Origin of the sequence: Streptomyces sp. NPDC006487 (assembly GCF_042870555.1) — a bacterium.
In the GTDB taxonomy this organism is placed as follows: Bacteria; Actinomycetota; Actinomycetes; order Streptomycetales; family Streptomycetaceae; genus Streptomyces.
The window spans coordinates 32,413-57,681 of sequence record NZ_JBIAHN010000012.1; the positions used below are offsets into that span (position 1 = coordinate 32,413).

Consider the following 25,269-nt stretch of genomic DNA (forward strand, 5'->3'; position numbering starts at 1 on the left):
CCTCGTGCTCGCGCCTGATTCATCGATGGCGCGATCGGGTGCGCGGCCCTGACCCGCCTTCACCCGATCCTCCCATGTCCGGGCCGGTACACCGCCCTCCGGTCCAGCTGTCGGACGGCGGCGCACCCCTGCCCGCGGCGACATGTGGATCTAGAAAGGGTTCCGCTCCGGCTCAGTGGCGGGCGCGCAGCGCCGCCTCGCCCGCTGCGCGCATGGCCCCGAGCGGAGCGGTGGGGCAGCCGGTCATCAGCTCGACCTGGAGGACCGCCTGGTGGACCAGGAGGTCGAGGCCGCCGAGGAGCTTTCCGCCCCGCTGCGTCCAGGCCGCGGCCAGGGGCGTGGGCCAGGGGTCGTAGAGGACGTCGAAGAGGGTGCCGGCGGCAGCGGGCACGGAGGCCGCCAGCTCGTCCGTGGCACCGGCCGGGGTGGTGGCGATGACCAGCGGCGCGGCCAGCGCCTCGGCCGCCCGCGACCAGTCGGCCGTACGGACGTCCACGCCGAGCCGCTCGCCCCACGCGCGCATCTCCGTGGCCCGGGCCTCGGAGCGGACGTACGCGGTCACCTCGCCCGTGCAGATCCGGGCCAGCGCGGCGAGCGCCGAGGAGGCGGTGGCGCCGGCGCCGAGGACGGCGGCGGACTCCACCTTCTGAACGCCCTGCTCGCCCAGCGCCGCGAGGAGGCCGGGGATGTCGGTGTTGTCGCCGACCTTGCGGCCGTCCTCGGTGAAGACGACGGTGTTGACCGTCTCCACCGAGGCGGCGGTGTCGCTGATCTCGTCGAGCAGCGGGATGATCGCCCGCTTGAGCGGCATGGTCAGCGACAGCCCGGCCCACTCGGGGCCGAGCTGTGCGAAGAACGCGGGCAGCGCCGCCTCGTCGATCTCGAACCGGTCGTACGACCGCTCGTCGAGGCCGAGCTCCTGGTACGCGGCGCGGTGCAGCACCGGCGAAAGGGAGTGCTCGATGGGCGAACCCAGCACCGCGGCCCGTATGCCGTGCATAGCACTCCTAAAGTGCCGACTTTCAGTTTCCCTCATCACGGGACGCGATTTTAGCACCCGGCGGAACGCGCTGCGCTCGACCTAGCGCCCTGGAGGAGACACTGCCGGGCCGCATGTGAAACCCATTCGACTCGGATTCACATCCACACCACTATTGAGCTCATACCCTCACGGCGAGCGCGATAAATTGCCCATTCTCACGTTCCGCGCAGGTCGCATATTTCGCGCTCGCATCATGGCCGAGTCGACACCCGGACCGTGAACCAGCCAGCCCGGTTCCGCGGGAGCCATCGCCCACTCCCCGTCGGCCCGTGCCGCACCCTGCGGATTCTCCGGACCGGCAGCACCGGCATGACGGGCAATTTCGATATTCATCCACCGCACGCGACAGGAGAGCGGGCTCCCATCCGACCTTGCGATCAGACGGGAGCCCGCCGGTCAAGCAATTTTCAAGCCATCAATCGGCTACTGCCCGCGCCCCTTCTCATACTCTTCGCGATTTCGATTGTGCTCGGCGTTCGTGACGGCGAATAGGGTCTTGTCCTCATTCACCGACACGAAGTAGTACCAGGGCCCCGGCTCCGGATTGAGCGCCGACTTGAGTGCATCGGGGCCCGGGTTGCCGATCGGACCTGCGGGCAGACCCTTGATCTTGTACGTGTTGTAGGGGTCGTCAAGCTTTCGAAGTTCGTCGACCGAACCGACGTCCAACGTGCTCTGGCCCTTCATGTAGTTGATCGTGGAGTCGAAGTCGAGCAGGCCGTACGTCTCGGTGTTTCCGGGCTTCAGGCGGTTGTAGACCACTCGCGAGATCTTGTCGAAGTCGTGCTGGTACTTGCCTTCGGCCTGGACGAGGCTCGCGACGGTGACGAGCTGGAGCGGGTTGCTCAGCCCCAGCTTGGCCGCCTGCCCCTTGAGGTCCGCGTTGCCGTAGGCCTCGTTGGCCTTGCCCACCATCTGCTTGAGCAGCAACTGGGGGGTCGCGTTCTTGCTCAGGTCGTAACGCGCCGGGTAGAGGAAGCCCTCCAGCGGGTCCTTGATGTCCTTGTTGGTGTTGGCCCAATCCGGCAGCCCGAGGTTCTTCGCCTCCTTGGCGGCGACCCCCTTCGTCGTGCCGGGGGAGAGTTTGAGCCGCTGGTCGATCGCCTCGTAGACCTGGACGTTGCGCCAGCCCGGGATGACGTCCAGGGCGTTCATGCCGGCCCCGTTCACCATGAGGGTCACGGCGGCCTGGGCCGACATGTGCTCCTTCATCGTGTACGAGCCGGCATGGATGGCGTTGCCCTTGGGGTTGGCCGCGGCGGCGGCCACGAAGGCACCGGCGCTCTTGACCACGCCGGCCGCCTTGAGGATGCGGCCCATCTCCCCGGTGCCTGCGCCCTTGGGGATGTCGACGGTGACCGAGCCCGTGCCTTCGCCGGCGAAGTCCTCGGCCGCGGAGAACTTGTCCTTCAGGTAGCTGTAGCCGTAGTAGCCGCCACCGCCGACCACGCCGACGATGACCACCGCCGCGATGAGGCAGGCCATGCCGCTGCGCTTCTTCGGTTTGCCGCCGGAGCGGCCCGACCGGCGGCCGCCGCGCCCGCCGTCGTCCCCGTCGCCGTCGTCGTCGCCGTCACCGCCGGAGCCGCCTGCGCCGCCCGCGAGGAAGGAGTCGGCCGCGGCGTCCTCTTCTTCCTGCCACGGCTCCTCGGTCTGCAGGTGCCTCATGCTCGGGGGCCGCGGGGGCGGAAAGGCCTCGGGGGTGCCGTAGAGGTCGGGGGCCTCGCCGGGGTAGCCGCTCGCCTGCTGCTGCGCGTACGGATCCGCGCCCGCGTACGGGTCCACTGCCTGCGGGACCGCGGCGTACTGGCCCTGGCCGGTGTCCCATACCTGGTGCTGGCCCGTGTCCCAGGCCTGGCCCTGATCCCCGTACGTCTGGGGGTGGGGGTGCTGCTGGGGGTGCTGTGGGTGCTGCTGCACCTGCTGCGGATACGGCATCTGCTGCTGGTACTGCATCTGCTGGGCCTGGGAGTACTGGTCCTGGCCCTGCTGCTGCGGGTAGTAGACCTGCTGGGGCTGAGGCTCCTGCTGGTACTGCTGCGGGCCTCCGACGTAGGGCATCTGACCCTGCTGGGCCTCGTGCCCGGTCCACCCCTGGTCCCCGTACTGCGGGTCCTCGGGATGCCACGGTTCGGGGCCAGGGCCCCGGCCATACTCAGTCATCGATCCCCTAGCGCGCCGCAGGGCGTTGGCCGCGGCTCCGTCCGCCGCGGCACACGGTGCCGCCTCTTCTGATGGGCGACGGCTGTTCGAATGCCGTCACATCGCGCGGAACGTTACCGTATCGCGATCAGACAACCACTTCGACGCACTCACCGGGCGGATTACCTGATACCCGTTCGGTCTCAAGAGCGTTCTGCAGGATCACCACGGCGGCCGCCTGGTCGATGACCGACCGGCTCTTCTTCGCGTTCTTCCCCGAGGCCCGCAGGCCCTGGGCGGCGGTGACCGTCGTCATCCGCTCGTCCACCAGACGCACCGTCACGGGCTTGATGCCCTTGGCGAGTTCCATGGCGAAGGCCCGGCACTTGGCCGCGGCCGGCCCTTCCCGCCCGCTGAGCGAGCGGGGCAGACCGACCACCACCTCGATGGGCTCGTACTCCGCGACGAGCTGCCGCAGCCGCCGGTGGGCGAAGGGAATGTCCCGGCCCGGAACGGTTTCCACCGGTGTGGCCAACACCCCGTCGGGGTCGCACGAGGCGACCCCGATCCGGGCGTCACCGACATCGATGGCCAGACGGCGGCCGCGGCGCAGTGTCATCTTCAGGCCGTCTCTACGACGAGGCGCTCGACCGCGGCGATGGCCTCGGGAATGGCGGCCGGGTTCTGGCCACCGCCCTGGGCCACGTCCGGCTTGCCGCCACCGCCGCCACCGAGGGTCTTGGCGGCCGTACGGACCAGGTCGCCGGCCTTGAGACCACGCTCGCGGGCGGCCTCGTTGGTGGCGATGACGGTCAGCGGGCGATCGTTGGCCGTGGTGAAGAGGGCCACGACGGCCGGGCGGTCGCCCTGGATGCGGCCGCGGACGTCGAGGACCAGCTTGCGCAGGTCGTCGGCGCCGGTGCCGTCCGGGACGGTGCCCACGACGAGGGCGACACCGCGAATGTCCTGGGCGCCGGCGGCGAGACCGGCGGCGGCCTGGAGGACCTTCTCCGCGCGGAACTTCTCGATCTCCTTCTCGGCGTCCTTCAGCTTGCCGAGCATGGAGGCGATCTTCTCCGGAAGCTCCTCCGGACGGCCCTTGACCAGCTCCTGGAGCTGGGCGACGACCGTGTGCTCCTTGGCGAGGAAGTTGTACGCGTCCACGCCGACGAGGGCCTCGACGCGGCGCACGCCGGAGCCGATGGAGGACTCTCCGAGCAGCTTCACCAGACCGAGCTGGCTGGTGTTGCCGACGTGCGTGCCGCCGCACAGCTCCTTGGAGAAGTCGCCGATGGTCACGACGCGCACGCGCTCGCCGTACTTCTCGCCGAACTCGGCGATGGCGCCCTGCTTCTTCGCCTCGTCGATGCTCATGATCTCGGCGGTGACGTCGAGCTCGCGCGAGAGCACGTCGTTGATCTTGTGCTCGACGTCGGTGAGGACCGAGCCGGGCACCGCGTTCGGCGAGCCGAAGTCGAAGCGGAAGCGGCCGGGCGAGTTCTCGGAACCGGCCTGGGCGGCCGTCGGGCCGAGCGCGTCGCGCAGGGCCTGGTGCGTCAGGTGCGTGGCCGAGTGGGCGCGGGCGATGGCCCGGCGGCGCTGGATGTCGATGGCGGCGTACGCGGAGGCGCCCACCGTCACCTCGCCGACCTGGACGGAGCCCTTGTGCACGGAGACGCCCGGGACCGGCTGCTGCACGTCGCGGACGACGATGACGGCGCCCGAGTCGAGCTTGATGCGGCCCTGGTCGGCGAGCTGGCCGCCGCCCTCGGCGTAGAAGGGGGTGCGGTCCAGGACGACCTCGACCTCGTCGCCCTCGGAGGCGGCGGGTGCGGAGACGCCGTTGACCAGGAGGCCGACGATGGTGGACTCGCCCTGGTTGGTGGCGTAGCCGGTGAACTCGGTGGCGCCGGAGCCGTCGGCGATCTCCCGGTAGGCGGACATGTCCGCGTGGCCGGTCTTCTTGGCTTTGGCGTCGGCCTTGGCGCGGTCGCGCTGCTCCTGCATGAGGCGGCGGAAGCCGGGCTCGTCCACGGCGAGGCCCTGCTCGGCGGCCATCTCCAGGGTGAGGTCGATCGGGAAGCCCCACGTGTCGTGGAGCAGGAACGCCTTGTCGCCGGCCAGGACCGTGCCGCCGGCGGCCTTGGTCTCGGTCACGGCGGTGTCGAGGATGTTGGTGCCGCCCTTGATGGCCTTGAGGAAGGCGGCCTCTTCGGCGAGCGCGACGGTCTCGATGCGCTTGCGGTCGGTCACGAGCTCCGGGTACTGCTGCCCCATCGTCTCGATGACCACGTTGACCAGGTCCTGGACGACCGGGCCGGTGGCGCCCATGAGGCGCATGTTGCGGATGGCGCGGCGCATGATGCGGCGCAGCACGTAGCCGCGGCCCTCGTTGCCGGGGGTGACGCCGTCGCCGATGAGCATGGTCGAGGTGCGGATGTGGTCGGCGACCACGCGCAGCGAGACGTCCGTGCCCTTCTCGGCGCCGTACTGCACGCCGGTCAGCTCGGTGGCCTTGTCCATGACCACGCGCAGGGTGTCGGTCTCGTACATGTTCTGCACGCCCTGCAGGATCATGGCGAGGCGCTCGAGACCGAGACCGGTGTCGATGTTCTTCGACGGCAGGTCACCGAGGATCGGGAAGTCTTCCTTCCCGTCGCCGGCGCCGCGCTCGTACTGCATGAAGACCAGGTTCCAGATCTCCACGTAGCGCTCGTCGTTGACGGCGGGGCCGCCCTCGACGCCGAACTCGGGGCCGCGGTCGTAGTTGATCTCCGAGCAGGGACCGCAGGGGCCCGGGACGCCCATGGACCAGAAGTTGTCCTTCTTGCCCAGGCGCTGGATGCGCTCCTGCGGGACGCCGACGACGTCGCGCCAGATGGCCTCGGCCTCGTCGTCGTCGAGGTAGACCGTGATCCAGAGCTTCTCGGGCTCGAGGCCGTAGCCACCGTCCGCCACGGAGCTGGTGAGCAGCTCCCAGGCGTACTTGATGGCGCCTTCCTTGAAGTAGTCACCGAAGGAGAAGTTGCCGCACATCTGGAAGAACGTGCCGTGGCGGGTGGTCTTGCCGACCTCTTCGATGTCCGGCGTACGGACGCACTTCTGCACGCTGGTGAGCGTGGACGCGGGCGGCTTGACCTCGCCGAGGAAGTACGGCTTGAACGGCACCATGCCCGCGGGCACCAGCAGCAGAGTCGGGTCGTCCGCGATGAGCGACGCCGAAGGGACAACGGTGTGACCGCGCTCTTCGAAGAAGCTCAGCCAGCGGCGGCGGATTTCAGCCGACTCCATCAGTGGTCCTCATTCCGGTTGTACGTAATCTTCGACATGCGGTTCTTGGTCTGGTCGTGCTCGATGGCCCGCAGCCGCCGCGGCCCGGGAAGGGCGGTGACGTTGCCGGGCAGGTCGGGATCCTGATGGAGTCCCAGTGCGTCGTTCAGCTCGTCCTCGCGCTGCGACATCCCCGACTTGACGTCGAGGGCGAAGTCCTTGAGGCGGTGGCCCGCCTCGATCGCCTTGTCGGCGGCCTGGGCGGCGAGGCTCTCCGGCGTCAGCTTCTTGAGCTGCCGGTTGACCTTGGTGGTGGCCCACACGCCGGCGGCCGCGCCGGCGGTGAACCAGAAGGCTCGGCGGAACATCGGAGATCTCAGCCCTTCTGCTTCCGGCGCCGGGCCGCCGGCACCGTACGGCCGACGATCACGGTCCGTCGGGGGGTCTTGGCCGGCGCGTCCTGCGGGGTCGCGCCGCCCTTGCCCAGCGCCTTGCGGACGCCGTAGCCGAAGGCCGCGACCTTGACGAGCGGGCCGCCGAAGGTGGACGCGACGGTGGAGGACAGTGCGGAGGCGTTGGAGGTGACTTCCTGTACGTCGCTCGCGATGGCGTCGACCCGGTCGAGCTGGGTGCGGGCGGAGCGGACGGTGGTGGAGGCGTCGGCGAGCAGCGGGACGGCCTGCTCGGTCACGTCGGCCACGAGCTTGGTGGTCGCCTTGAGCACCTGGGCCAGCCTCACCAGCACCACGGCGAGGAAGGAGACCAGGATGGCCCAGAAGACGGCCACGAGGATCCCGGCCACCTCTCCACCGGACACGTTCACACCGCTCTCTACAGATTGATCACCAAGCGAAAAAGTCGTCCTCCGACCCTATCGCGCCGGAGATCCGCCGCAGTACCGGAATTCCCGGGCGCCGCGCCCTGCGGGCGCCGGGAACCGACCCGTCTTGTACGCAGCGCATGCGGACCAGTACGCTCCGTGTCCCATGCGACAAAGACCCATTCCCCGAAGGACGCCGGGCAATCTTCCCTCGGACCTGAGCGGCTTCGTGGGGCGGGGCGGGGAACTTTCCGAGCTAGAGCAGCTGCTGGACGCCTCGAGGCTGGTCACGGTGACCGGCGCGGGCGGCGTGGGCAAGACCCGCCTGGTACTGGCGGCTGCCAGGGCCGCCGCCGACGCGGCGGCCGGTCCCGGCGGAGCCGGTGGCGCTCCGGACCCTGCGCAGGAACGCTACTGCGACGGCGTGTGGCTGGCCGAGCTGGCCTCCGTACGGGATCCGGCGCTGCTGGAGCTGACGCTCGCCGAGGCGCTCGGACTGACCGACCACACCACCCGTCCGCCCCGGACGGTCCTTGCCGAACACCTGGCCGAGCGGCGGCTGCTGCTGGTCCTGGACGGCTTCGAGCAGCTGGTCGACGAAACCGCCGACCTGGTACGGGACCTCCTGCGCCGCTCCCCCGGCCTGCGTGTGCTCGCCGCCGGCCGGCGCCCGCTGACCCTCGACGGGGAGCTGTCCTGGCCGCTGGCCCCGCTGGGTCCGGAGGAGGCCCTGGCCCTGCTGATCGAGCGGACCTCGGCGGCCGATCCGGCCTTCGCCCTGACGGAGGCCAACCGGGCGGAGCTGGCCGAGCTGTGCGCCCGCCTCGACGGCCTGCCGCTGGCACTGGAGCTGGCGGCGGGCCGGCTGCGCACGCTGTCGCCGGCGCAGGTGCTGTCCCGGCTGGAGGACCGCTTCGCCTTGCTGACGGGGGGCTCGCGCGGCGCGCTGCCCCGGCACCGGGCGCTGCGCACGGCGATCGGCTGGAGCCACGAGCTGTGCACGTCCGGGGAGCGGCTGCTGTGGGCGCGGCTCTCGGTCTTCGCCGGGCAGTTCGACCTGGACGCCGCCGAGTACGTGTGCGCGGGGCCGGACCTGCCGGTGGATTCGGTGCTGGACCTGATCGGGGAGTTGCTGGGGCAGTCCCTGCTGGTCCGCGAGGAGACGGCTGCCGGGGTCCGCTACCGGATGCTGGAGAGCGTCCGGATCTACGGGGCGGGCTGGCTGGAGTCGCTGGGCGACGCCCGGCGGCTGCGGCGCCGGCACCGGGACTGGTACATGGGCCTGGCCACCTGGTGCGAGCTGGACTGGTTCAGCCCGCGCCAGGAGGAGGTGGCCGCGCTGGTGGAGGCGGAGCTGGCGAACCTGCGGCTCGCACTGGAGTGCTGCCTGGACGAGCCGGAGGAGATCCACCTCGGCCAGTACCTGGCGGGCACCCTCTGGTTCTACTGGGCGGGCTGCGGCCGGCTCACCGAGGGCCGGCACTGGCTGGACCGGACCCTGGAGGGCGACCTCGGGCGCACCGGCTCGACGGGGGTGGAGTACGAGAGCTCCCGGCTGAAGGCGCTGTGGGTGCTCGGGTACGTCGCGGCGCTGCAGGGCGACTCGGTTGCCTCGATGAGCGCGCTGTACGAGTGCCGGGACGGGGCCGCGCGGAGCGAGAACCCGCTGGCGGGGGCGTACGCGGTGCACCGCATGGGCTGTCTGGCACTGGTCTCGGACGACATGACCCGGGCCGGGGAGCTGCTGGGCTCGGCGCTGGAGCGCTACCGGGAGGCCGGGGAGCTCAACAGCAACGTCCTGATGTGCCAGGTGGAACTCGCGATGGCGCTGGCCTTCCAGGGTGAGCTGGCGGGCGCGCTCACCTTGTGCCGGGAGGTCCGGGACATCTGCGAGGAGCGCGGGGAGCGCTGGACGAAGGCGTACGCCCTGTACGTCCTGGCGTACGCGGCGCTGGACGCCGGGGGCACGGCCGAGGCACGGCGGCTGCTGGCCGAGTGCGTGGCCATCAACCACACGTTCCGCGATCTGGTGGGGCTGGTGCTGGCGGTGGAACTGCTGGCTCTGGTCACGGTGTCCGAGGGGCATCCGGCGGAGGCGGCGGTCCTGCAGGGGGCTGCGGAGCCGCTGTGGGACGGGGTGGGGATGCGGCTGTTCGGCTCGGGCTACTTCAACGCCCCGCGGCTGATGTGCCAGGAGCGGGCGGGCGAGCTGCTGGGCGCCGAGCGGTACGCGTCCTGCGCCCGGCACGGCCGGACGCTGGCGCTGGACGTCCTGGTGGAGCGGGCCCTGCGGGGACCGGAGCCGGCGCCCGTGCCGGCGGGGCCGCTGCCGAGGCCGCGCGGGGCCGCGGACCGGGCGGATCGGCTGATGGAGCGCCCGGAGGCGAAAAGCAGGAAACCCGCCGGCTCCCCCAAGGGGGAACCGGCGGGCTGACCAGCCTGTGAGGCTACGTCCGCTGGTACGAGATCAGCGGGCGTAGTACTCGACGACGAGCTGCTCGTCGCAGATGACCGGGATTTCCTTGCGGTTCGGGTCGCGGTCCAGGCGGAAGGCCAGGGCCTTCAGGTTGACCTGCAGGTAACGCGGGGTTTCGCCCTCGCCTGCGTAGCCACCCTCACGGGCAACCTGGAACGGAACCTTCTCGCGGCTGCGCTCGCGCACCGTGATGACGTCGTCCGGACGGACGCGGAACGACGGCTTGTCGACCTTGTCGCCGTTGACCTCGATGTGGCCGTGAACGACCATCTGGCGAGCCTGGTAGATGGTGCGGGCGATGCCCGAACGCAGGACCAGGGCGTCGAGGCGACGCTCGAGCTCGACGACCAGCGCCTCGCCCGTCTTGCCTTCGGCCTTCTTGGCGCGGTCGTACGCGCGGGCCATCTGACGCTCAGAGATGTCGTACTGAGCGCGCAGACGCTGCTTCTCCAGCAGACGAACCTTGTAGTCCGAGTTCTGCTTGCGGCCACGGCCGTGCTCGCCCGGCGGGTAGGGGCGGGCCTCGAAGTACTTGACGGCCTTCGGGGTCAGCGCAATGCCGAGGGCACGCGACTTCTTGACCTTGGGTCGCTTCTGGTTCACGTGGAACCTACCTCCATGTAAGTTAGGTGAGGCTTACCTTAGCGAGGAGGACGTAATGTCTCGACCACATGGGATCCCCCTGCCCAGTGCGCACCGAAGTTCAGATCCAAACGAAACAGGATCTGCTTTCGGCGACGATAAGCAAGGTCAGCCGCGTCCCAGGGAAGGCGTTCGGCAGCTCACCGGAGCCGAACGCGTACGAACCCTCGTAGAGTCCAACGCCTCAGTATCCCTCACGCTCCCCGGTGCTTGTGACCAGGGGGAGCTCGGGACAGGGATGCCGGCCGCTAGGACCGTCACCCCGGACGGGGACGTGATTCTCCTGGTATCAGGGGAATCCGCGGCTGCCAGGGCAGCCGCTCACGCCCAGGACGACGACCTCACCGCCGTGATCGAGATCACGGATGTGGCGCCGGTGTCCGTGCCCCATCGTATCCGAGGCCGCGCCTGGCTCGCCGGGTGGCTCACGCCGGTGCGCGGGGCCGCCGACCGGGCGGCCTGCGCGGCGCTGCTGGCCGAGCGGCACCCGGTGGGCGAGCTCCTCGGGCTGACCGAGTCGCTCGACGCCACGCCCGCCGGCCGGCCCGCGTGGATGCTGCTGCGCCTGGAGGTCGGCGAGATCTCGGTGGACGACCTGTGGGGCGCCGAGCACGTGGACCCGGAGCTGCTGGCCGCCGCCGAGCCGGACCCGATGGTGGCCCACGAGACGGAGCTCCTCCAGCACCTGGCCTCGTCGCACGGGGACCGGATGGGTGACCTGTGCGGCCTGCTGGGCACCCGGGAGACGGCGGACCTGACGGCGGTCCCCCTCGCACTGGACCGGCTGGGCCTGCGGGTGCGCTTCACCCGGGGCGCCACCGCCTTCGACGCCCGCTTCGACTTCCCGGAGCCGGTGACCGACGTCTGCGGCCTGCGCCGGGCGATGAGCACGCTGTTCGCCGGCTAGGCCGGAGACGGTCTAGGGGCAGGTGCCGAGCATCTCCTGCAGCGCCTGCTTTTCGGGCGGGGTCACGGAGAGCGCGTACTTCGCCTTGATCCCGGTGTACCGCCGCGCGTACTCGCACCAAAAACCCTTCTGGGGCGGCTTCCACTTGTCCGCGGTCTTGCTGCTCTTGTCGTAGTTCGTCTGCTTGTCCACGGCGAGCAGCACGTCCAGGTCGTTGGCGTACTCCAGGCGCCGCTGCGGGGTCCAGGCGTACGCGCCCCCGCGCCAGGCGGCGCCGAGGGCAACGACGTGGTCGGTCTGGATCTGCGAGGCGCGGCGGTAGTAGTAGGGGAGCTCCTTCCCCGTGTACGGGTCCTTCAGCACCCCGGACAGCACGACGCAGGGGTTCCTGTCGCCCTCGCGCAGCTCCCGCAGGTCCCGGCGCAGGACGTCGTCGCGGGTGTCGCAGCCGTTGCGGCCGCCGATGGCGTCGGTCTCGTCGGACCAGTACCTGCCGAAGTTCTCGCGCTTGTACGTCTCCCAGTTCTTGCCCCACTCGACCTTGAGCCTGCCGAGCTCGGTCCTGGCGGCGGCCGCGGCGGGCGGGAAGCCCGCGCTCGCGAGGGGGACCCGGGCGACGAGTGCGGCGGCGCTGGCCTGCGCCCTCTCCCCGTCTCCATGGTGGCACCCACTGAGCAGCAGCCCGGCTGCGAGGGCAATGAACGGAGCGGGACGTCCCATGCGACGGAGCCTAGGCCCGGCTTCCCCGCCCCGCGACGCCGACACGAGGCCGCTACGCGGAGCCCGTCCCCTCCCCGCCCTTCCACCGTTCCCAGGGCTCTGCCCTGACCCCCCGGCCCCGGGCTCCGCCCGAGCCCCTGGGGCTCCGCCCCAGACCCCGCTCCTCAAACGCCGGAGGGGCTGGATTTTCCCAGCCCCCGGCGGTCACCTGGCGACCGACGCCGGCCCAAATCCAGCCCGGCCGGCGTTTGAGGCGCGGGGGTCCGGGGGCGGCGTCCCCGGGAACGGCGCCGCAGGTTACGAGCCGGCGCCCCGGAGCCGCTCGCGGACCTTTTCCACCACGTCCGCGTAGCGGGCCTCCGCCCCGTACCGGGTCGGTTCGTAGTACCGCTTTCCGTGCACCTCGTCCGGCGCGTACTGCTGCGCGGCGATCGCGCCGGGCACGTCGTGCGGGTACACGTACCCGACCGCGTGCCCCAGCTTCGCCGCCCCCTTGTAGTGCCCGTCACGCAAGTGCGTCGGCACGGATCCCGCCAGCCCCGCCCGGACATCGGCCAGCGCCGCGCCGATCGCCGTCGTCGCGGTGTTCGACTTCGGGGCCAGCGCCAGCGCGATCGTCACGTGCGACAGCGTGAGCGAGGCCTCCGGGAAGCCGATCAGCGCCACCGCCTGGGCCGCGGCCACCGCGAGCGGCAGGGCCGTCGGGTCGGCCAGCCCGATGTCCTCGCTCGCCGAGATCATCAGTCGGCGCGCGATGAACCGGGGGTCCTCCCCCGCTTCGATCATGCGCGCCAGATAGTGCAGGGCCGCGTCCACGTCCGAGCCCCGGATCGACTTGATCAGCGCGCTCGCCACGTCGTAGTGCTGGTCGCCGTCGCGGTCGTACTTCACCGCGGCCCGGTCGACGGCCTCCTCCACCGTCTGGAGGCTGATCTCCGCTTCGCCCTTGGCGATCGCGGAGCCCGCACCCGCCTCCAGGGCCGTCAGCGCGCGGCGCGCGTCTCCGCCCGCGATCCGCAGCAGGTGCGCCTCCGCGTCCGCCGGCAGGGTGACCGCGCCGCCGAGGCCCCGCTCCTCCGTCAGCGCCCGGTGCATCAGGGCGCTCAGGTCCTCGTCCGTCAGCGGTTCCAGCGTCAGCAGCAGGGAACGCGACAGCAGCGGGGAGATGATCGAGAAGTACGGGTTCTCCGTGGTCGCGGCGATCAGCGTGACCCAGCGGTTCTCCACGGCCGGCAGCAGCGAGTCCTGCTGCGCCTTGCTGAAGCGGTGGATCTCGTCGAGGAAGAGGACGGTGTCCTTGCCGTATCCGCCGGCCGCCCGCTTGGCGCCCTCGATGACGGCCCGGACTTCCTTCACTCCGGCGGTGATCGCGGACAGTTCGACGAACCGCTTCTTCGTCGCCTGGCTCACCACGTACGCGAGCGTGGTCTTCCCGATGCCCGGCGGGCCCCAGAGGATCACCGAGGAGGCACCCGCGGGCCCGCCCGCCCCGTCCCCGACGAGCCGCCGCAGCGGGGAGCCGGGCTTCAGCAGGTGCTGCTGACCGACGACCTCGTCCAGGGTGCGCGGGCGCATCCGGACGGCGAGCGGAGAACTGGAGGGGTCCTTCGCCTGGCGGTCTTCGGCGGCGGCGGTGAAGAGATCTGGTTCCACACCGGAAGCCTATGCGAGCCCACCGACACTCCCGCCCGGACCGATCGGCCCGTCGGGCGGCCAGCAGGTCAGGGGGTCAGGAGGTCCAGAAGTCCCACCAGCGGGTCAGGATCAGCATCCCGATGATCCCGATGTGCAGGACGGGCAGCACCCAGGTGAACTCGTCGAAGAAGCCCCGCAGCAAGCCCGGGGCCGGCAGCAGCCGGTTGCGGACGTTGTGCGAGGTGACGTACCAGAACATGACGATGGTGGCGACCCAGGCCAGGCAGCACCACAGGCACAGGGAGTTGATGGTGTAGAGCGACTGGTACATCAGCCAGGTGCAGAAGCCGACGCCGAAGAGCATCCCGGCGTTCAGGGTGAGCCAGTACCAGCGCGGGAAGCGCGCCCGTGCGAGCAGGCTCATGCCGACGCAGACGACCATGCCGTAGGCCACCAGCCCCAGCATCGGGTTCGGGAAGCCGAAGACCGACGCCTGGTCGCTCTTCATGATGTTGCCGCAGGAGACGATCGGGTTGAGGCTGCAGCCCGGGACGAAGTCCGGATCCTCCAGCAGCTTGAACTTGTCGATCGTGATCACCCAGGCGGCGAGCAGTCCCGCGGCTCCCGTGATCACCAGCAGCAGGGCGAGCGCCCGGCTGCCGCCGACGGCCGTCCGCGGCTCGACGGTGTCCGTATCGGTCCCTCGTGTCGTCATCCGGCCCGCTCCACATCTGCAAGGTCAACAAGCACCGGCCATTGTGCCGTACCGGGCCGTACCGTCCACTCCTCCTGTCCATCGTTCGACGGACAGGAGGAGGTACGCACGGGGGGACCGGTGGGCGGGCTTCCGCCACACCATGGGAGACATGACAGAGAACGCGGTGGAAGTACGGGGGCTCCGCAAGCAGTACGGCGAGGTCACCGCAGTGGACGGACTGGACCTGACGATCCGGCGGGGCGAGGTCTTCGGCCTCCTGGGGCCCAACGGCGCCGGCAAGAGCACGACGGTGGAAATACTCCAGGGCCACCGGGAGCGGGACGGCGGCGAGGTGCTCGTCCTCGGCGCGGACCCGGCGACCGCCGGCCGGGCCTGGCGCTCGCGCGTCGGCATCGTCTGGCAGGACGAGTCGGCGCCCGCCGAACTGACGGTACGGGAGACGGTCGAGCACTTCGCCCGCTACTACCCGGCCCCGCGCGATCCCGCCGAGGTGATCGCCCTGGTCGGCCTGGAGGACAAGCGCGGCCATCGGCTCAAGACCCTCTCCGGCGGCCAGCGGCGCCGCCTCGACGTGGCGCTCGGCATCATCGGCGACCCCGAGCTGCTGCTCCTGGACGAGCCCACGACCGGCTTCGACCCGGCGGCCCGGCGGCAGTTCTGGGACCTGATCCGGCTGCTGTCCGACTCGGGCACCACCATCGTGCTCACCACCCACTACCTGGAGGAGGCCGAGGCCCTCGCCGGCCGGCTCGCTGTCATCGCCCGCGGCAAGGTCGTGGCCGAGGGCGAGCCGGCCGCACTGCGCGCCCGCCTCGGGACCGGCGCCACCGTCGAGTGGACCGACCGGGACGGCAGCACGCGCAGCGCCTCCACCGATACGCCCACCCGTACGGTCGCCGAACTGGCGGCCCGCTTCGACGGGGAGGTCCCGGACCTCAGGATCACCCGCCCCACCCTGGAGGACGTGTACCTGCGCCTCACGGGTCAGCTCGACCGGAACACGACGCCGCAGGAGGAGTCCCGATGAGCACGCAGACGGGTACCGGTACGGGTAGGGGTACGGGTACGGGCAAGTCCCCGGGCGCGCGCACGGGCAGGAACGGGGCCGGGACGCCGCCCGGCGCCTGGTCGCTCGGTGTGAGCCGCGGGGCGCTGGAAATCCGGCAGTTCGTCCGCCAGCGCGACGCGGTGATCTTCACCTTCGCCTTCCCCATCGTCTTCCTCGCGCTCTTCGCCTCGATCTTCAGCGAAGGCATGGAAGGCACCGGGGTCACCGCCTCCCAGATGTACGCGGCCGGCATGGTCGCCGCCGGCATCATGTCCACCAGCTTCCAGTCCCTCGGCATCTCGATCGCCGTCGAACGCGACGAGAAGGTGCTGCGCCGGCTGCGCGGGACCCCGATGCCGCCGGCGGCGTACTTCCTCGGCAAGGTGTGGATGGTGCTGGCCACCGGCCTCGCCGAGACCGCGATCCTGCTGCTGGTCGGCTCCACCCTGTTCGACCTCGATCTGCCGACGTCCGCCTCGAAGTGGCTGACGTTCGCCTGGATCTTCGTCCTGGGCCTGGCCGGCTGCGCCCTGCTCGGCATCGCGATCAGCAGCCTGCCCAAGTCCGGCAAGAGCGCCAGCTCGGTCGTGGTCCTGCCGTTCCTGATCCTGCAGTTCGTCTCCGGGGTGTTCATCCCGGTCCACCAGATCCCCGACTGGCTGCTGAACATCGGTGCGCTGTTCCCGCTCAAGTGGATGTGCCAGGGGCTGCGCGGGGTGTTCCTGCCGGAGTCCGCGGCCGTTCTCGAACAGGCCGGCGGCTGGGAGTATGGGCGGGTCGCCCTGGTCCTGGGGGCCTGGGTGCTCGGGGGGCTGGTGCTGTGCCTGCTGACCTTCAAGTGGAAGAACCGGCGCGACGGCTGACCGGCTTCGCCAAGGCGGCCGGAGCGCGCGAGTCCCACGTCTGGGACCGCGCGTTCGGGCCGTGGATCCTCTACTTCGCGGTCGTGTGGTTCGCCACCGCGGCCTTCGTCCTCGGCGCGGACTTCCCGGCGCTGCCGTACCGGGTCCTCGCCGTGGGCCTGCTCGCACTCCTGGTCCCCTGGTTCCTCAGCGCCGGACGCCCGCTGCTCGTACAGGTGCCCGGCGCCGAACCGCGCTCGTCCGCCCGCTACCTGGGCGTGGCGCTGGCCCTCTTCCTGCCTGCCGCCTCCCTCGCCGGCGAGACCCGGCTGATCACCTTCGCCCTCGCCCCGCAGTGCTTCATGCTGCTGCCCCTGAGGCGCGCGATCGGTGCGGTGGCCCTGGTGTCGCTGCTGCCGGTGGCCGGCTGGGCGCTGTTGTGGCGGCCGGAGGGGAACCACGTCTTCGTGAGCGTGATCAGCGCGCTCGTCACCTTCGCCTTCTCCGCCTTCTTCGGTGCCTGGACCGTCCGGATCATCGAGCAGAGCCAGGACCGTGCCTCCCTCATCGCCGAGCTCGACGCCAGCCGGGAGGAGGTGGCCCGGCTCTCCGCCGAACGCGGCGCCCATGCGACAAGGGAACACATGTCCCGTGAGATCCACGACACCCTCGCCCAGGGCTTCACCAGTCTGCTGATGCTCGTACAGGCCGTGCAGTCGGAGCTGGACACCGATCCGGAGCGGGCGCGGCGCCATCTGGAGCTGATGGCCGTCACCGCCCGGCAGAACCTGGCCGAGGCCCGTGCGCTGGTCGCGGGCGGCGCGCCCGCCGATCTCGACGGCGGTTCGCTGCCCGACGCGGTACGGCGGCTCGCGGCCCGGCACGATCCGCCGGCGGCCGTCTCTGTGACCGGGGAGGTCCGGACCCTGGCCGCGGTACTGGAAGTCGTGGCCCTGCGGTCCTGCCAGGAATCCCTGTCGAACGCGGCCAAGCACGCCGGACCGCAGACGCCTTGCACGGTGTCCCTCGCCTACGGCGGCTCGGAGCTGACCCTCACGGTCCGGGACACCGGGCGGGGCTTCGATCCGGCTGCCCCCGCACCGGGCTACGGACTGCGGGGGCTGTTCGCCCGCGCGGCGGAGGTGGGCGGCGCCGCGACGGTCGACAGTGCCCCCTCGGCCGGCACCACCGTCACCGTCACCCTCCCGATCCGCTGAGGAGCCGTACGACATGATCCGCATCCTGCTGGCCGACGACCACCCGGTGGTACGGGAGGGCCTGCGCGGCATGCTCGCCGCCGAACCGGACCTGGAGGTCGTGGCGGAGGCCTCGAGCGGCCCGCAGGCGGAGGCGCTGGCCGCGCGGCTGGTCCCCGAAGGCGGCCTGGACCTGATCCTGATGGACCTGCGGATGCCGGGCGGCGACGGAGTCGAATCGATCGCCCGCATCACGGCGGCCCGGCTGCCGGTACGGGTGGTGGTGCTGACCACCTACGAGGAGGACCGGGACATCCTGCGCGCGGTGGAAGCGGGGGCGGCGGGCTACCTGCTGAAGGACATGGCGCGGGCGGAACTGGCGGCCGCGATCCGGGCTGCCGTGCGCGGCGAGACGGTCCTGGCCCCGACGGTGGCCGGCCGCCTGGTGGACCGGCTCCGCACCCGCCCGTCACTGCCGCGGCTGTCGGAGCGCGAGGTGGCGGTGCTCCGGCTGGTCGCGGAGGGCGCGACCAATGCCGAGATCGGCCGCCGCCTGTTCGTGGCGGAGTCCACGGTCAAGACCCACATGCTCCGCATCTTCGGAAAGCTGGAGGTCACGGACCGCACCGCGGCGGTGACCACGGCCATGCGGCACGGCGTGCTGTAACGACGTCCGCTACGCGGGGCTGTCCCCTACCCGCCCTTCCACCGTTCCCCGGGCTCCGCCCGGACCCGTACGTGCGCTGCGCGCCCGTGCCCACAAACGGCGAAGGGGCGGGGCGGGGAGAGTTCCGCGAAGCGGATCCCCCGGCCCCGCCCCACCGGGCAGGGAACCTCAGCCCAGGCGCGCCTGGACCGTGGCGACCACCTCGGCGAGAGCCACCGGCGTCTGCTCCCCGGACTGCATGTCCTTCAGCTGGACCACGCCCTCTTCGAGGTCACGGTCTCCCGCGACCACCGCGAACCGCGCCCCGCTCCGGTTCGCGTCCTTCATCGCACCCTTGAGGCCCTTGCCCCCGTACGAGATGTCCGCCGCGACACCGGCCCGGCGCAGCTCGGTCACCAGACCGAACAGCACCGGCTTCGCCGCGCCGAGCGCGACCGCGAAGACGGAGGTCGCGGACGGGATGTCCAGTTCGACGCCCTCGGCTTCGAGCGCCAGCACCGTACGGTCCACGCCCAGCGCCCAGCCCACCGAAGGCAGCGCCGGTCCGCCGATCATCTCGGAGAGGCCGTCGTAGCGGCCGCCGCCGCCCACCGCGGACTGGGAACCCAGACCGTCGTGGACGAACTCGAAGGTGGTGCGGGTGTAGTAGTCCAGGCCTCGCACGAGCTTCTCGTCGTCCTCGAAGGCGACCCCGGCCGCCGTCACCAGCGCCCGCACCTCCTCGTGGTACGCCTTGCAGGCGTCGCAGAGGTAATCGCGCAGCATCGGAGCGCCGACGAGCTGCTTCTGCACGTCGGCCCGCTTGTCGTCCAGCACGCGGAGCGGGTTGATCTCGGCCCGGCGCACGGTCTCCGCGTCGAGGTCGAGCCCGCGCAGGAAGGCCTGGAGGGCCTCCCGGTACACCGGGCGGCACTCCTTGTCGCCGAGCGAGTTCAGCAGGATGCGGAAGTTGCGCAGCCCCAGCGAGCGGTACGCCTGGTCGGCCAGGATGATCAGCTCGGCGTCCAGCGCCGGGTCCTCGGCTCCGATCGCCTCGGCGCCGACCTGGGAGAAGTGACGGTAGCGGCCCGCCTGCGCCCGCTCGTAGCGGTAGTAGGAGCCGGAGTACCAGAGCTTGACGGGCAGGCCGCCGAGCTTGTGCAGGTTGCCCTGCAGGGCGGCGCGGAGCACGGAGGCGGTGCCCTCGGGGCGCAGCGCGAGCTGGTCGCCGCCCTTCGTCGTGAGGGTGTACATCTCCTTGCTGACGATGTCGGTGGACTCGCCGACGCCGCGCGAGAAGAGTTCGACGTTCTCGAAGCCGGGGGTCTCGACGTACCCGTAGCCGGAGTTCTTCAGGGGCGCGGAGATCGCCTCGCGCACCGCCAGGAAGGTGGCCGAGCGGGGCGGCAGCAGGTCGTACGTGCCCTTGGGGGCCTGAAAAGTACTCACGAAACTCTCGTCACATTCCTCGTCGTGGAGACGTGAAGCCGTCTCCCAGGCCGGCGGCCACCTGCCGCAGGTACGGGTTGGTGGCTCGCTCACGGCCAATGGTCGTGTGCTCGTTGTGTCCGGGCAGCACCACGGTCGAATCGTCGAGCGGCAGGCACACGCGGGCCAGCGACTCGAGCATGTCGGCGTGGCTGCCGCCGGGGAAGTCGGTACGCCCGATGGAGCCGGCGAAGAGCAGGTCGCCCGAGAACAGCAGCGGCGGGATGTCCGCGGCCGCGGGCATCCCGAAGGTCACCGACCCCCTGGTATGGCCGGGGGCGTGCGACACGGTGAGCTCCATGCCGGCCAGGGCGAGCCGCGCACCGTCGGTGAGCTCCTTGACGTCGGAGGGCTCCCCCACCGTGAGCTCGCCCATGAGCTGGGCGCCGAGGGAACGGCCGAGGGCCTTCTCCGGGTCGCTCATCATGAAGCGGTCCTCGGGGTGGATCCAGGCCGGTACGTCGTGTGCTCCGCACACCGGGACCACCGAGGCCACATGATCGATGTGGCCATGGGTGAGGACGACCGCGACGGGCTTGAGCCGATGCTTCTTCAACGTCTCTTCGACGCCCTGGGTGGCCTGGTGGCCCGGGTCGATGATGACGCACTCCTCACCGGCGGCGGGGGCGACCACGTAACAGTTGGTCCCCCAGGCCCCGGCGGGGAATCCGGCAATCAGCACGTTCGTCCTCAATCGTCGTCCGGCGGGAGGCTGCAGTTCGGAATGCTGCTGCTCAGAGCCTACCGGCGCCGCTCATTACACAGCGAACCCATATACGGTACGGCCTAACCCAGCCCGGACAGTGGTATCAGATACGCACAAGGAGACGACCCGGTGGTCACGAGCGATCAGCGGCGGCGCCAGCTCGCCAGGGAGAAGTACGAACGCCAGCAGAAGCGGCGTGCCGAAGCGCGGCAGAAGTCGCGCAAGCGGCTGGCCGTGATCGGTGCGGCGGTGGCCGTGGTCGTTGCCGCGGTGGTCGGCCTCGTGGCCGGCGGTGTGTTCGACAAGGACAAGAAGGACGAGGCGGCCGACCCGGCCGCGACCCCCTCGGCCTCGGCCTCGCCCACCCCGCAGCAGTCCCCCTCCCCGGCGATGGCGATCGACGCCAAGGCGAAGTACACCTTCGACCTGAAGACCAGCGCCGGCGACGTCAAGTTCGAGATGGACGCGGCGAAGACCCCGCAGACGGTCAACTCGTTCAAGTCGCTCGCCGACAAGAACTTCTTCGACAACACCAAGTGCCACCGCCTGACCACGGGCGGGATCTTCGTCCTGCAGTGCGGTGACCCGCAGGGCACCGGCAGCGGCGGCCCCGGCTACACCATCGCCGACGAGAACCTCGACGCGCTGGGCAAGCCCAACGCGACGGGCCAGGTCGTCTACCCGGCGGGCACGGTCGCGATGGCCAACACCGGCCAGCCCGGCTCGGGCGGCAGCCAGTTCTTCCTCGTCTACAAGGACAGCCCGCTCCCCCCGACGTACACCCCCTTCGGCAAGATCGACGCGGCCGGTCTGAAGGTGCTCGAAGAGGTGGCCAAGGCCGGTACGGCCGACGGCGGCCAGGACGGGGCCCCCAAGACCCCCGTGACCATCGAGAAGGGCACCGTCACCAAGAACTGACCGGGACCGGGCGCCCCGGGCCCGGGCTGTCTCCTCGAATTCCTCGACGGCGCTCCGGTACGGCGATATTCCGTCGTGCTGGATGCGGACAGCCGGCCCGGCGGTCGCCTATGTTGGCGTTGTGCAGGGCGGGCGCGGCCCGCCCCAGGAAACTGTGGACGATGCCCAGGGGGTGAACCCCTCGCAAGGCATCAGGTGGAGGAGGCGCTGTGAGCAGCGACCCGTGGGGCCGAGTCGACGAGACCGGCACCGTGTACGTGCGAACTGCGGATGGCGAGAAGGTCGTCGGCTCGTGGCAGGCCGGCACACCGGAGGAGGCCCTGGCCTACTTCGAGCGCAAGTACGAGGGCCTGGTGGTCGAGATCGGCCTCCTCGAACGACGGGTGCGGACCACCGATCTGGCCGCCAAGGACGCCCAGACGGCCATCGAGCACCTGCGGACGCAGGTGGACGAGCACCACGCCGTCGGCGACCTCGACGCGCTGCGCGTCCGGCTGGACAAGCTGGTGTCGACCGTGGACTCGCGCCGCGAGGAGCGCAAGGTCCAGAAGGCCAAGCAGACGGACGAGGCCCGTACGGCCAAGGACGCGCTGGTGGCCGAGGCCGAGGAGCTGGCGCAGAGCGACCAGTGGCGCAGCGCCGGCGAGCGGCTGCGGGCCCTGGTGGACATCTGGAAGGGTCTGCCCCGCCTCGACCGCAAGTCGGACGACGAGCTGTGGCACCGCTTCTCGCACGCCCGCTCCGCCTTCTCCAAGCGCCGCAAGGCCCACTTCGCCTCGCTCGACGCGCAGCGCGAGGACGCCCGCAAGGTCAAGGAGAAGCTGGTCGCGGAGGCCGAGTCGCTGTCGAAGTCGACCGACTGGGGTCCGACGGCCGCGCGCTACCGCGAGCTGATGGAGAACTGGAAGGCCGCGGGCCGCGCGCAGCGCGAGTCCGAGGACGACCTGTGGAACCGTTTCCGCGGCGCCCAGGACGTGTTCTTCGCGGCCCGCAGCGAGGTGTTCGCGGAGCGCGACGCCGAGCAGGTGGAGAACCTGAAGCTGAAGGAGGAGCTGGCCGACGAGGCCGAGAAGCTCGTCCCGATCACGGACCTGAAGGCGGCCCGTGCCGCGTTCCGCTCCCTGAACGAGCGCTGGGAGGCCATCGGCCACGTACCGCGGGACGCACGTCCCAAGGTCGAGGGCCGGATGCACACCGTCGAGCGGGCCATCCAGGAGGCCGAGGAGGGCGAGTGGCGCCGTACGAACCCGGAGGCGCGGGCCCGTGCGGCCGGTCTGACGGGTCAGCTGCAGGCGGCGGTCGACAAGCTCCGCGGCCAGATCGACGCGGCGCGCGCGCAGGGCAACAACTCCAAGGCCGACAAGCTGTCCCGGGAGCTGGAGGGCCGTCAGGCCCTGCTGGACCAGGCGCTGAAGGGCCTCGAGGAGTTCGGCGGCTGATTTCCCCGCCACCCGGCATGTGAAGGGGCCCCGGTACGCAGTGCGTACCGGGGCCCCTTCACATGCGCGCCGCTAAGGCCGGCGGGCCGAGGTGACGCGGTAGACGTCGTAGACGCCCTCGACGCCCCGTACGGCCTTCAGGACGTGGCCCAGGTGCTTCGGGTCGCCCATCTCGAAGGTGAACCGGGAGGTGGCCACCCGGTCGCGGGAGGTCTGCACGGCCGCCGACAGGATGTTCACGTGCTGGTCCGACAGGACCCGGGTGACGTCCGACAGGAGCCGGGACCGGTCCAGCGCCTCGACCTGGATGGCGACCAGGAACACGGAGGACTGGGTGGGCGCCCATTCGACCTCGAGCATGCGCTCGGGCTCCTGGGAGAGGGAGTCCACGTTGACGCAGTCCGCGCGGTGGACGGAGACGCCGCTGCCGCGCGTGACGAAGCCGACGATCGGGTCGCCCGGCACCGGGGTGCAGCAGCGGGCCAGCTTGACCCACACGTCCTCGACGCCCTTGACCACCACGCCGGGGTCGGCGTTTCCGCGGCGGGTGCTGCGGCCGCGGGCCGGCGGGATGCTGTCCTCGATGTCCTCGTTGGCCGCGTCCTCGCCGCCGAGGGCCTGGACCAGCTTCTGGACCACGTTCTGTGCGGTGACGTGGCCCTCGCCGATCGCCGCGTAGAGCGAGGAGATGTCGGGGTAGCGCATCTCGTGCGCGAGGGTGACGAGGGAGTCCCCGGTCAGGATGCGCTGGATCGGCAGGTTCTGCTTGCGCATGGCCCGCGCGATGGCGTCCTTGCCGTGTTCGATCGCCTCGTCGCGGCGCTCCTTGGAGAACCAGGCCCGGATCTTGTTGCGCGCCCGGGGGGACTTGACGAAGCCCAGCCAGTCGCGGGACGGGCCGGCGCCCTCGGCCTTGGAGGTGAAGACCTCGACCAGGTCGCCGTTGTCGAGGGTCGATTCGAGCGGTACGAGCCGCCCGTTGACCCGTGCCCCTATGGTCCGGTGGCCGACCTCGGTGTGGACGGCGTACGCGAAGTCGACGGGGGTGGCTCCGGCCGGCAGGGCGATGACGTCGCCCTTGGGCGTGAAGACGAAGACCTCGTTGCGCGAGAGGTCGAAGCGCAGGGAGTCGAGGAACTCGCTGGGGTCCTCGGTCTCCTTCTGCCAGTCCAGCAGCTGGCGCAGCCAGGCCATGTCGTTGACGGTGTCGTGGCCCGCGCTGCCCTTGGCCGCCTGCGGCACGTCGGTGCGTACCTTCGAGGTGCCGGCGACGGTCTGCTGCTTGTACTTCCAGTGCGCGGCGATGCCGTACTCGGCACGGCGGTGCATGTCGAAGGTGCGGATCTGGAGCTCGACGGGCTTGCCGCTGGGTCCGATGACCGTCGTGTGGAGCGACTGGTACATGTTGAACTTCGGCATCGCGATGTAGTCCTTGAACCGGCCGGGGACCGGGTTCCATCGCGCGTGCACGGTGCCGAGGGCGGCGTAGCAGTCCCGGACGGTGTCGACGAGGACCCGGATGCCGACCAGGTCGTAGATCTCGGCGAAGTCGCGGCCGCGCACGATCATCTTCTGGTAGACGCTGTAGTAGTGCTTGGGGCGCCCGGTGACGGTGGCCTTGATGCGGGCGGCCCGGAGATCGGCCATCACCTCGTCGGTGACGACGGTGAGGTACTCGTCCCGCTTGGGTGCCCTTTCGGCCACCAGCCGCACGATCTCGTCGTACATCTTGGGGTAGAGGATCGCGAAGGCGAGGTCCTCCAGCTCCCACTTGATGGTGTTCATGCCCAGCCGGTGCGCCAGCGGGGCGTAGATCTCAAGGGTCTCGCGGGCCTTCTTCTCCTGCTTCTCCCGCTTGAGGTAGCGCATGGTGCGCATGTTGTGCAGCCGGTCGGCGAGCTTGATCACGAGGACCCGGGGGTCCTTGGCCATCGCCACGACCATCTTGCGGACGGTCTCGGCCTGGGCGGCCTCGCCGAACTTGACCCGGTCGAGCTTGGTGACTCCGTCGACGAGCAGGGTCACCGCGTCGCCGAAGTCGCGCCGCAGGTCCTCCAGCCCGTACTCGGTGTCCTCGACCGTGTCGTGGAGCAGTCCCGCCATCAGCGTGGCCGGGTCCATGCCCAGCTCGGCGAGGATCGTGGTCACCGCGAGCGGGTGGGTGATGTACGGGTCGCCGCTCTTGCGCTTCTGGCCGCGGTGCCAGCGCTCGGCGACCTGGTACGCCTGCTCGATCTGGCGCAGGGTGGCCGTCTCGATCTTCGGGTCGTTGCTGCGGACTATGCGGAGCAGCGGTTCCAGGACCGGGTTGTACGGGTTGGAGCGCTGTCCACCGAGGCGGGCCAGCCGGGCGCGCACCCGATTGGAGGACCCTGCCGACTTCGCGGACGCGGGCTTGACCGGCAGGGCCGGCGGAGCCGGCGGGGGCGTGGCGGCGGCGGCCGCGGCCGGCTGCTCGGCCTCCGGGTCGGGCTGCGCGGCGGAGATTGGCTGGACCTCGTCTGGCAAGAGCGCTCCTCAGGGGGTCCCCCCGCACGGGGTGTGGGGGAGGATCCGGTGCCCGTGTCCGGTCCGGATAACCCATCGTAGCGAGGGTTGCGCCACCCCGTTCCCC

Annotated in this window: 21 protein-coding genes; 8 read left to right on the plus strand and 13 right to left on the minus strand. The window is 70.8% G+C overall.

The window, feature by feature from the left end; all coding sequences use genetic code 11:
• Nucleotides 1-172: 172 nt before the first annotated feature.
• The 6 genes from ACFYM0_RS21670 to ACFYM0_RS21695 form a co-directional block, all read right to left on the minus strand.
• Entirely contained in the window at nt 173-1,000 is an 828-nt protein-coding gene (locus tag ACFYM0_RS21670) for a shikimate dehydrogenase (RefSeq protein WP_388503694.1), read from the minus strand.
• Nucleotides 1,001-1,465: 465 nt separating this feature from the next.
• Nucleotides 1,466-3,205, minus strand: a complete 1,740-nt coding sequence (gene mltG, locus ACFYM0_RS21675; protein WP_388503697.1) for an endolytic transglycosylase MltG — start codon at nt 3,203-3,205, stop codon at nt 1,466-1,468.
• A 127-nt stretch (nt 3,206-3,332) separates the two neighbouring features.
• On the minus strand, nt 3,333-3,803 hold the full coding sequence (ruvX, locus tag ACFYM0_RS21680; RefSeq protein ID WP_327251784.1) for a Holliday junction resolvase RuvX: 471 nt from the start codon (nt 3,801-3,803) through the stop codon (nt 3,333-3,335).
• A 2-nt stretch (nt 3,804-3,805) separates the two neighbouring features.
• On the minus strand, nt 3,806-6,475 hold the full coding sequence (gene alaS, locus ACFYM0_RS21685; protein WP_388503701.1) for an alanine--tRNA ligase: 2,670 nt from the start codon (nt 6,473-6,475) through the stop codon (nt 3,806-3,808).
• On the minus strand, nt 6,475-6,822 hold the full coding sequence (locus ACFYM0_RS21690) for a DUF6167 family protein (RefSeq protein WP_388503702.1): 348 nt from the start codon (nt 6,820-6,822) through the stop codon (nt 6,475-6,477). The genes alaS and ACFYM0_RS21690 overlap by 1 nt, the downstream gene beginning before the upstream one ends.
• Nucleotides 6,823-6,830: 8 nt before the next feature.
• Nucleotides 6,831-7,271 (minus strand): DUF948 domain-containing protein, encoded by a 441-nt coding sequence (locus ACFYM0_RS21695; RefSeq protein ID WP_388503705.1) that lies wholly within the window; start codon nt 7,269-7,271, stop codon nt 6,831-6,833.
• A gap of 169 nt (nt 7,272-7,440) precedes the next feature.
• On the opposite strand from ACFYM0_RS21695, the gene ACFYM0_RS21700 reads away from it, so the two are divergent.
• On the plus strand, nt 7,441-9,708 hold the full coding sequence (locus ACFYM0_RS21700; protein WP_388503706.1) for an ATP-binding protein: 2,268 nt from the start codon (nt 7,441-7,443) through the stop codon (nt 9,706-9,708).
• A gap of 33 nt (nt 9,709-9,741) precedes the next feature.
• Here ACFYM0_RS21700 and rpsD read toward each other — a convergent pair whose 3' ends face one another.
• Complete coding sequence (rpsD, locus tag ACFYM0_RS21705) at nt 9,742-10,353, minus strand: 30S ribosomal protein S4 (RefSeq protein ID WP_008740451.1); 612 nt, start codon at nt 10,351-10,353, stop codon at nt 9,742-9,744.
• Nucleotides 10,354-10,408: 55 nt separating this feature from the next.
• Between rpsD and ACFYM0_RS21710 the strand changes: the two genes are divergently transcribed.
• Complete coding sequence (locus tag ACFYM0_RS21710; RefSeq protein WP_388503708.1) at nt 10,409-11,299, plus strand: DUF2470 domain-containing protein; 891 nt, start codon at nt 10,409-10,411, stop codon at nt 11,297-11,299.
• 12 nt (nt 11,300-11,311) lie between these two features.
• Here the strand turns inward: ACFYM0_RS21710 and ACFYM0_RS21715 are convergent, their stop codons facing one another.
• From ACFYM0_RS21715 to ACFYM0_RS21725, 3 genes are all read right to left on the minus strand, one after another.
• Nucleotides 11,312-12,019: an HNH endonuclease family protein gene (locus ACFYM0_RS21715; RefSeq protein WP_388503710.1), complete on the minus strand. Its 708-nt coding sequence runs from the start codon at nt 12,017-12,019 to the stop codon at nt 11,312-11,314.
• A 297-nt stretch (nt 12,020-12,316) separates the two neighbouring features.
• Nucleotides 12,317-13,672, minus strand: a complete 1,356-nt coding sequence (locus tag ACFYM0_RS21720; protein WP_388503712.1) for a replication-associated recombination protein A — start codon at nt 13,670-13,672, stop codon at nt 12,317-12,319.
• A gap of 76 nt (nt 13,673-13,748) precedes the next feature.
• Nucleotides 13,749-14,369, minus strand: coding sequence for a vitamin K epoxide reductase family protein (locus ACFYM0_RS21725; protein ID WP_388503714.1), 621 nt, complete (start codon nt 14,367-14,369; stop codon nt 13,749-13,751).
• A 151-nt stretch (nt 14,370-14,520) separates the two neighbouring features.
• On the opposite strand from ACFYM0_RS21725, the gene ACFYM0_RS21730 reads away from it, so the two are divergent.
• The 4 genes from ACFYM0_RS21730 to ACFYM0_RS21745 are packed head-to-tail and all read left to right on the plus strand — an operon-like array spanning nt 14,521 to nt 18,125.
• Nucleotides 14,521-15,399, plus strand: a complete 879-nt coding sequence (locus tag ACFYM0_RS21730; protein ID WP_388503716.1) for an ABC transporter ATP-binding protein — start codon at nt 14,521-14,523, stop codon at nt 15,397-15,399.
• Nucleotides 15,396-16,283, plus strand: a complete 888-nt coding sequence (locus ACFYM0_RS21735; RefSeq protein ID WP_388503717.1) for an ABC transporter permease — start codon at nt 15,396-15,398, stop codon at nt 16,281-16,283. The genes ACFYM0_RS21730 and ACFYM0_RS21735 overlap by 4 nt, the downstream gene beginning before the upstream one ends.
• Nucleotides 16,241-17,479: a sensor histidine kinase gene (locus ACFYM0_RS21740; protein WP_388503720.1), complete on the plus strand. Its 1,239-nt coding sequence runs from the start codon at nt 16,241-16,243 to the stop codon at nt 17,477-17,479. The genes ACFYM0_RS21735 and ACFYM0_RS21740 overlap by 43 nt, the downstream gene beginning before the upstream one ends.
• 13 nt (nt 17,480-17,492) lie before the next feature.
• A complete protein-coding gene (locus ACFYM0_RS21745) occupies nt 17,493-18,125 on the plus strand; it encodes a response regulator (RefSeq protein ID WP_388503722.1) in 633 nt (210 codons plus the stop codon).
• A 168-nt stretch (nt 18,126-18,293) separates the two neighbouring features.
• Here ACFYM0_RS21745 and hisS read toward each other — a convergent pair whose 3' ends face one another.
• Together hisS and ACFYM0_RS21755 are read right to left on the minus strand one after the other, a co-directional pair.
• On the minus strand, nt 18,294-19,553 hold the full coding sequence (gene hisS, locus ACFYM0_RS21750) for a histidine--tRNA ligase (protein WP_388503725.1): 1,260 nt from the start codon (nt 19,551-19,553) through the stop codon (nt 18,294-18,296).
• 10 nt (nt 19,554-19,563) lie between these two features.
• The gene (locus ACFYM0_RS21755; RefSeq protein ID WP_274547944.1) at nt 19,564-20,274 is read right to left on the minus strand and encodes an MBL fold metallo-hydrolase; all 711 of its coding nucleotides are present in this window, start codon (nt 20,272-20,274) and stop codon (nt 19,564-19,566) included.
• A 153-nt stretch (nt 20,275-20,427) separates the two neighbouring features.
• Between ACFYM0_RS21755 and ACFYM0_RS21760 the strand changes: the two genes are divergently transcribed.
• On the plus strand, nt 20,428-21,216 hold the full coding sequence (locus ACFYM0_RS21760) for a peptidylprolyl isomerase (protein ID WP_388503728.1): 789 nt from the start codon (nt 20,428-20,430) through the stop codon (nt 21,214-21,216).
• Between the two features lie 209 nt (nt 21,217-21,425).
• A complete protein-coding gene (locus ACFYM0_RS21765; protein ID WP_266876534.1) occupies nt 21,426-22,655 on the plus strand; it encodes a DUF349 domain-containing protein in 1,230 nt (409 codons plus the stop codon).
• A gap of 72 nt (nt 22,656-22,727) precedes the next feature.
• On the opposite strand, the gene ACFYM0_RS21770 is transcribed toward ACFYM0_RS21765, so the two are convergent.
• Nucleotides 22,728-25,163, minus strand: a complete 2,436-nt coding sequence (locus tag ACFYM0_RS21770; RefSeq protein WP_388503731.1) for a RelA/SpoT family protein — start codon at nt 25,161-25,163, stop codon at nt 22,728-22,730.
• Nucleotides 25,164-25,269: the final 106 nt, after the last annotated feature.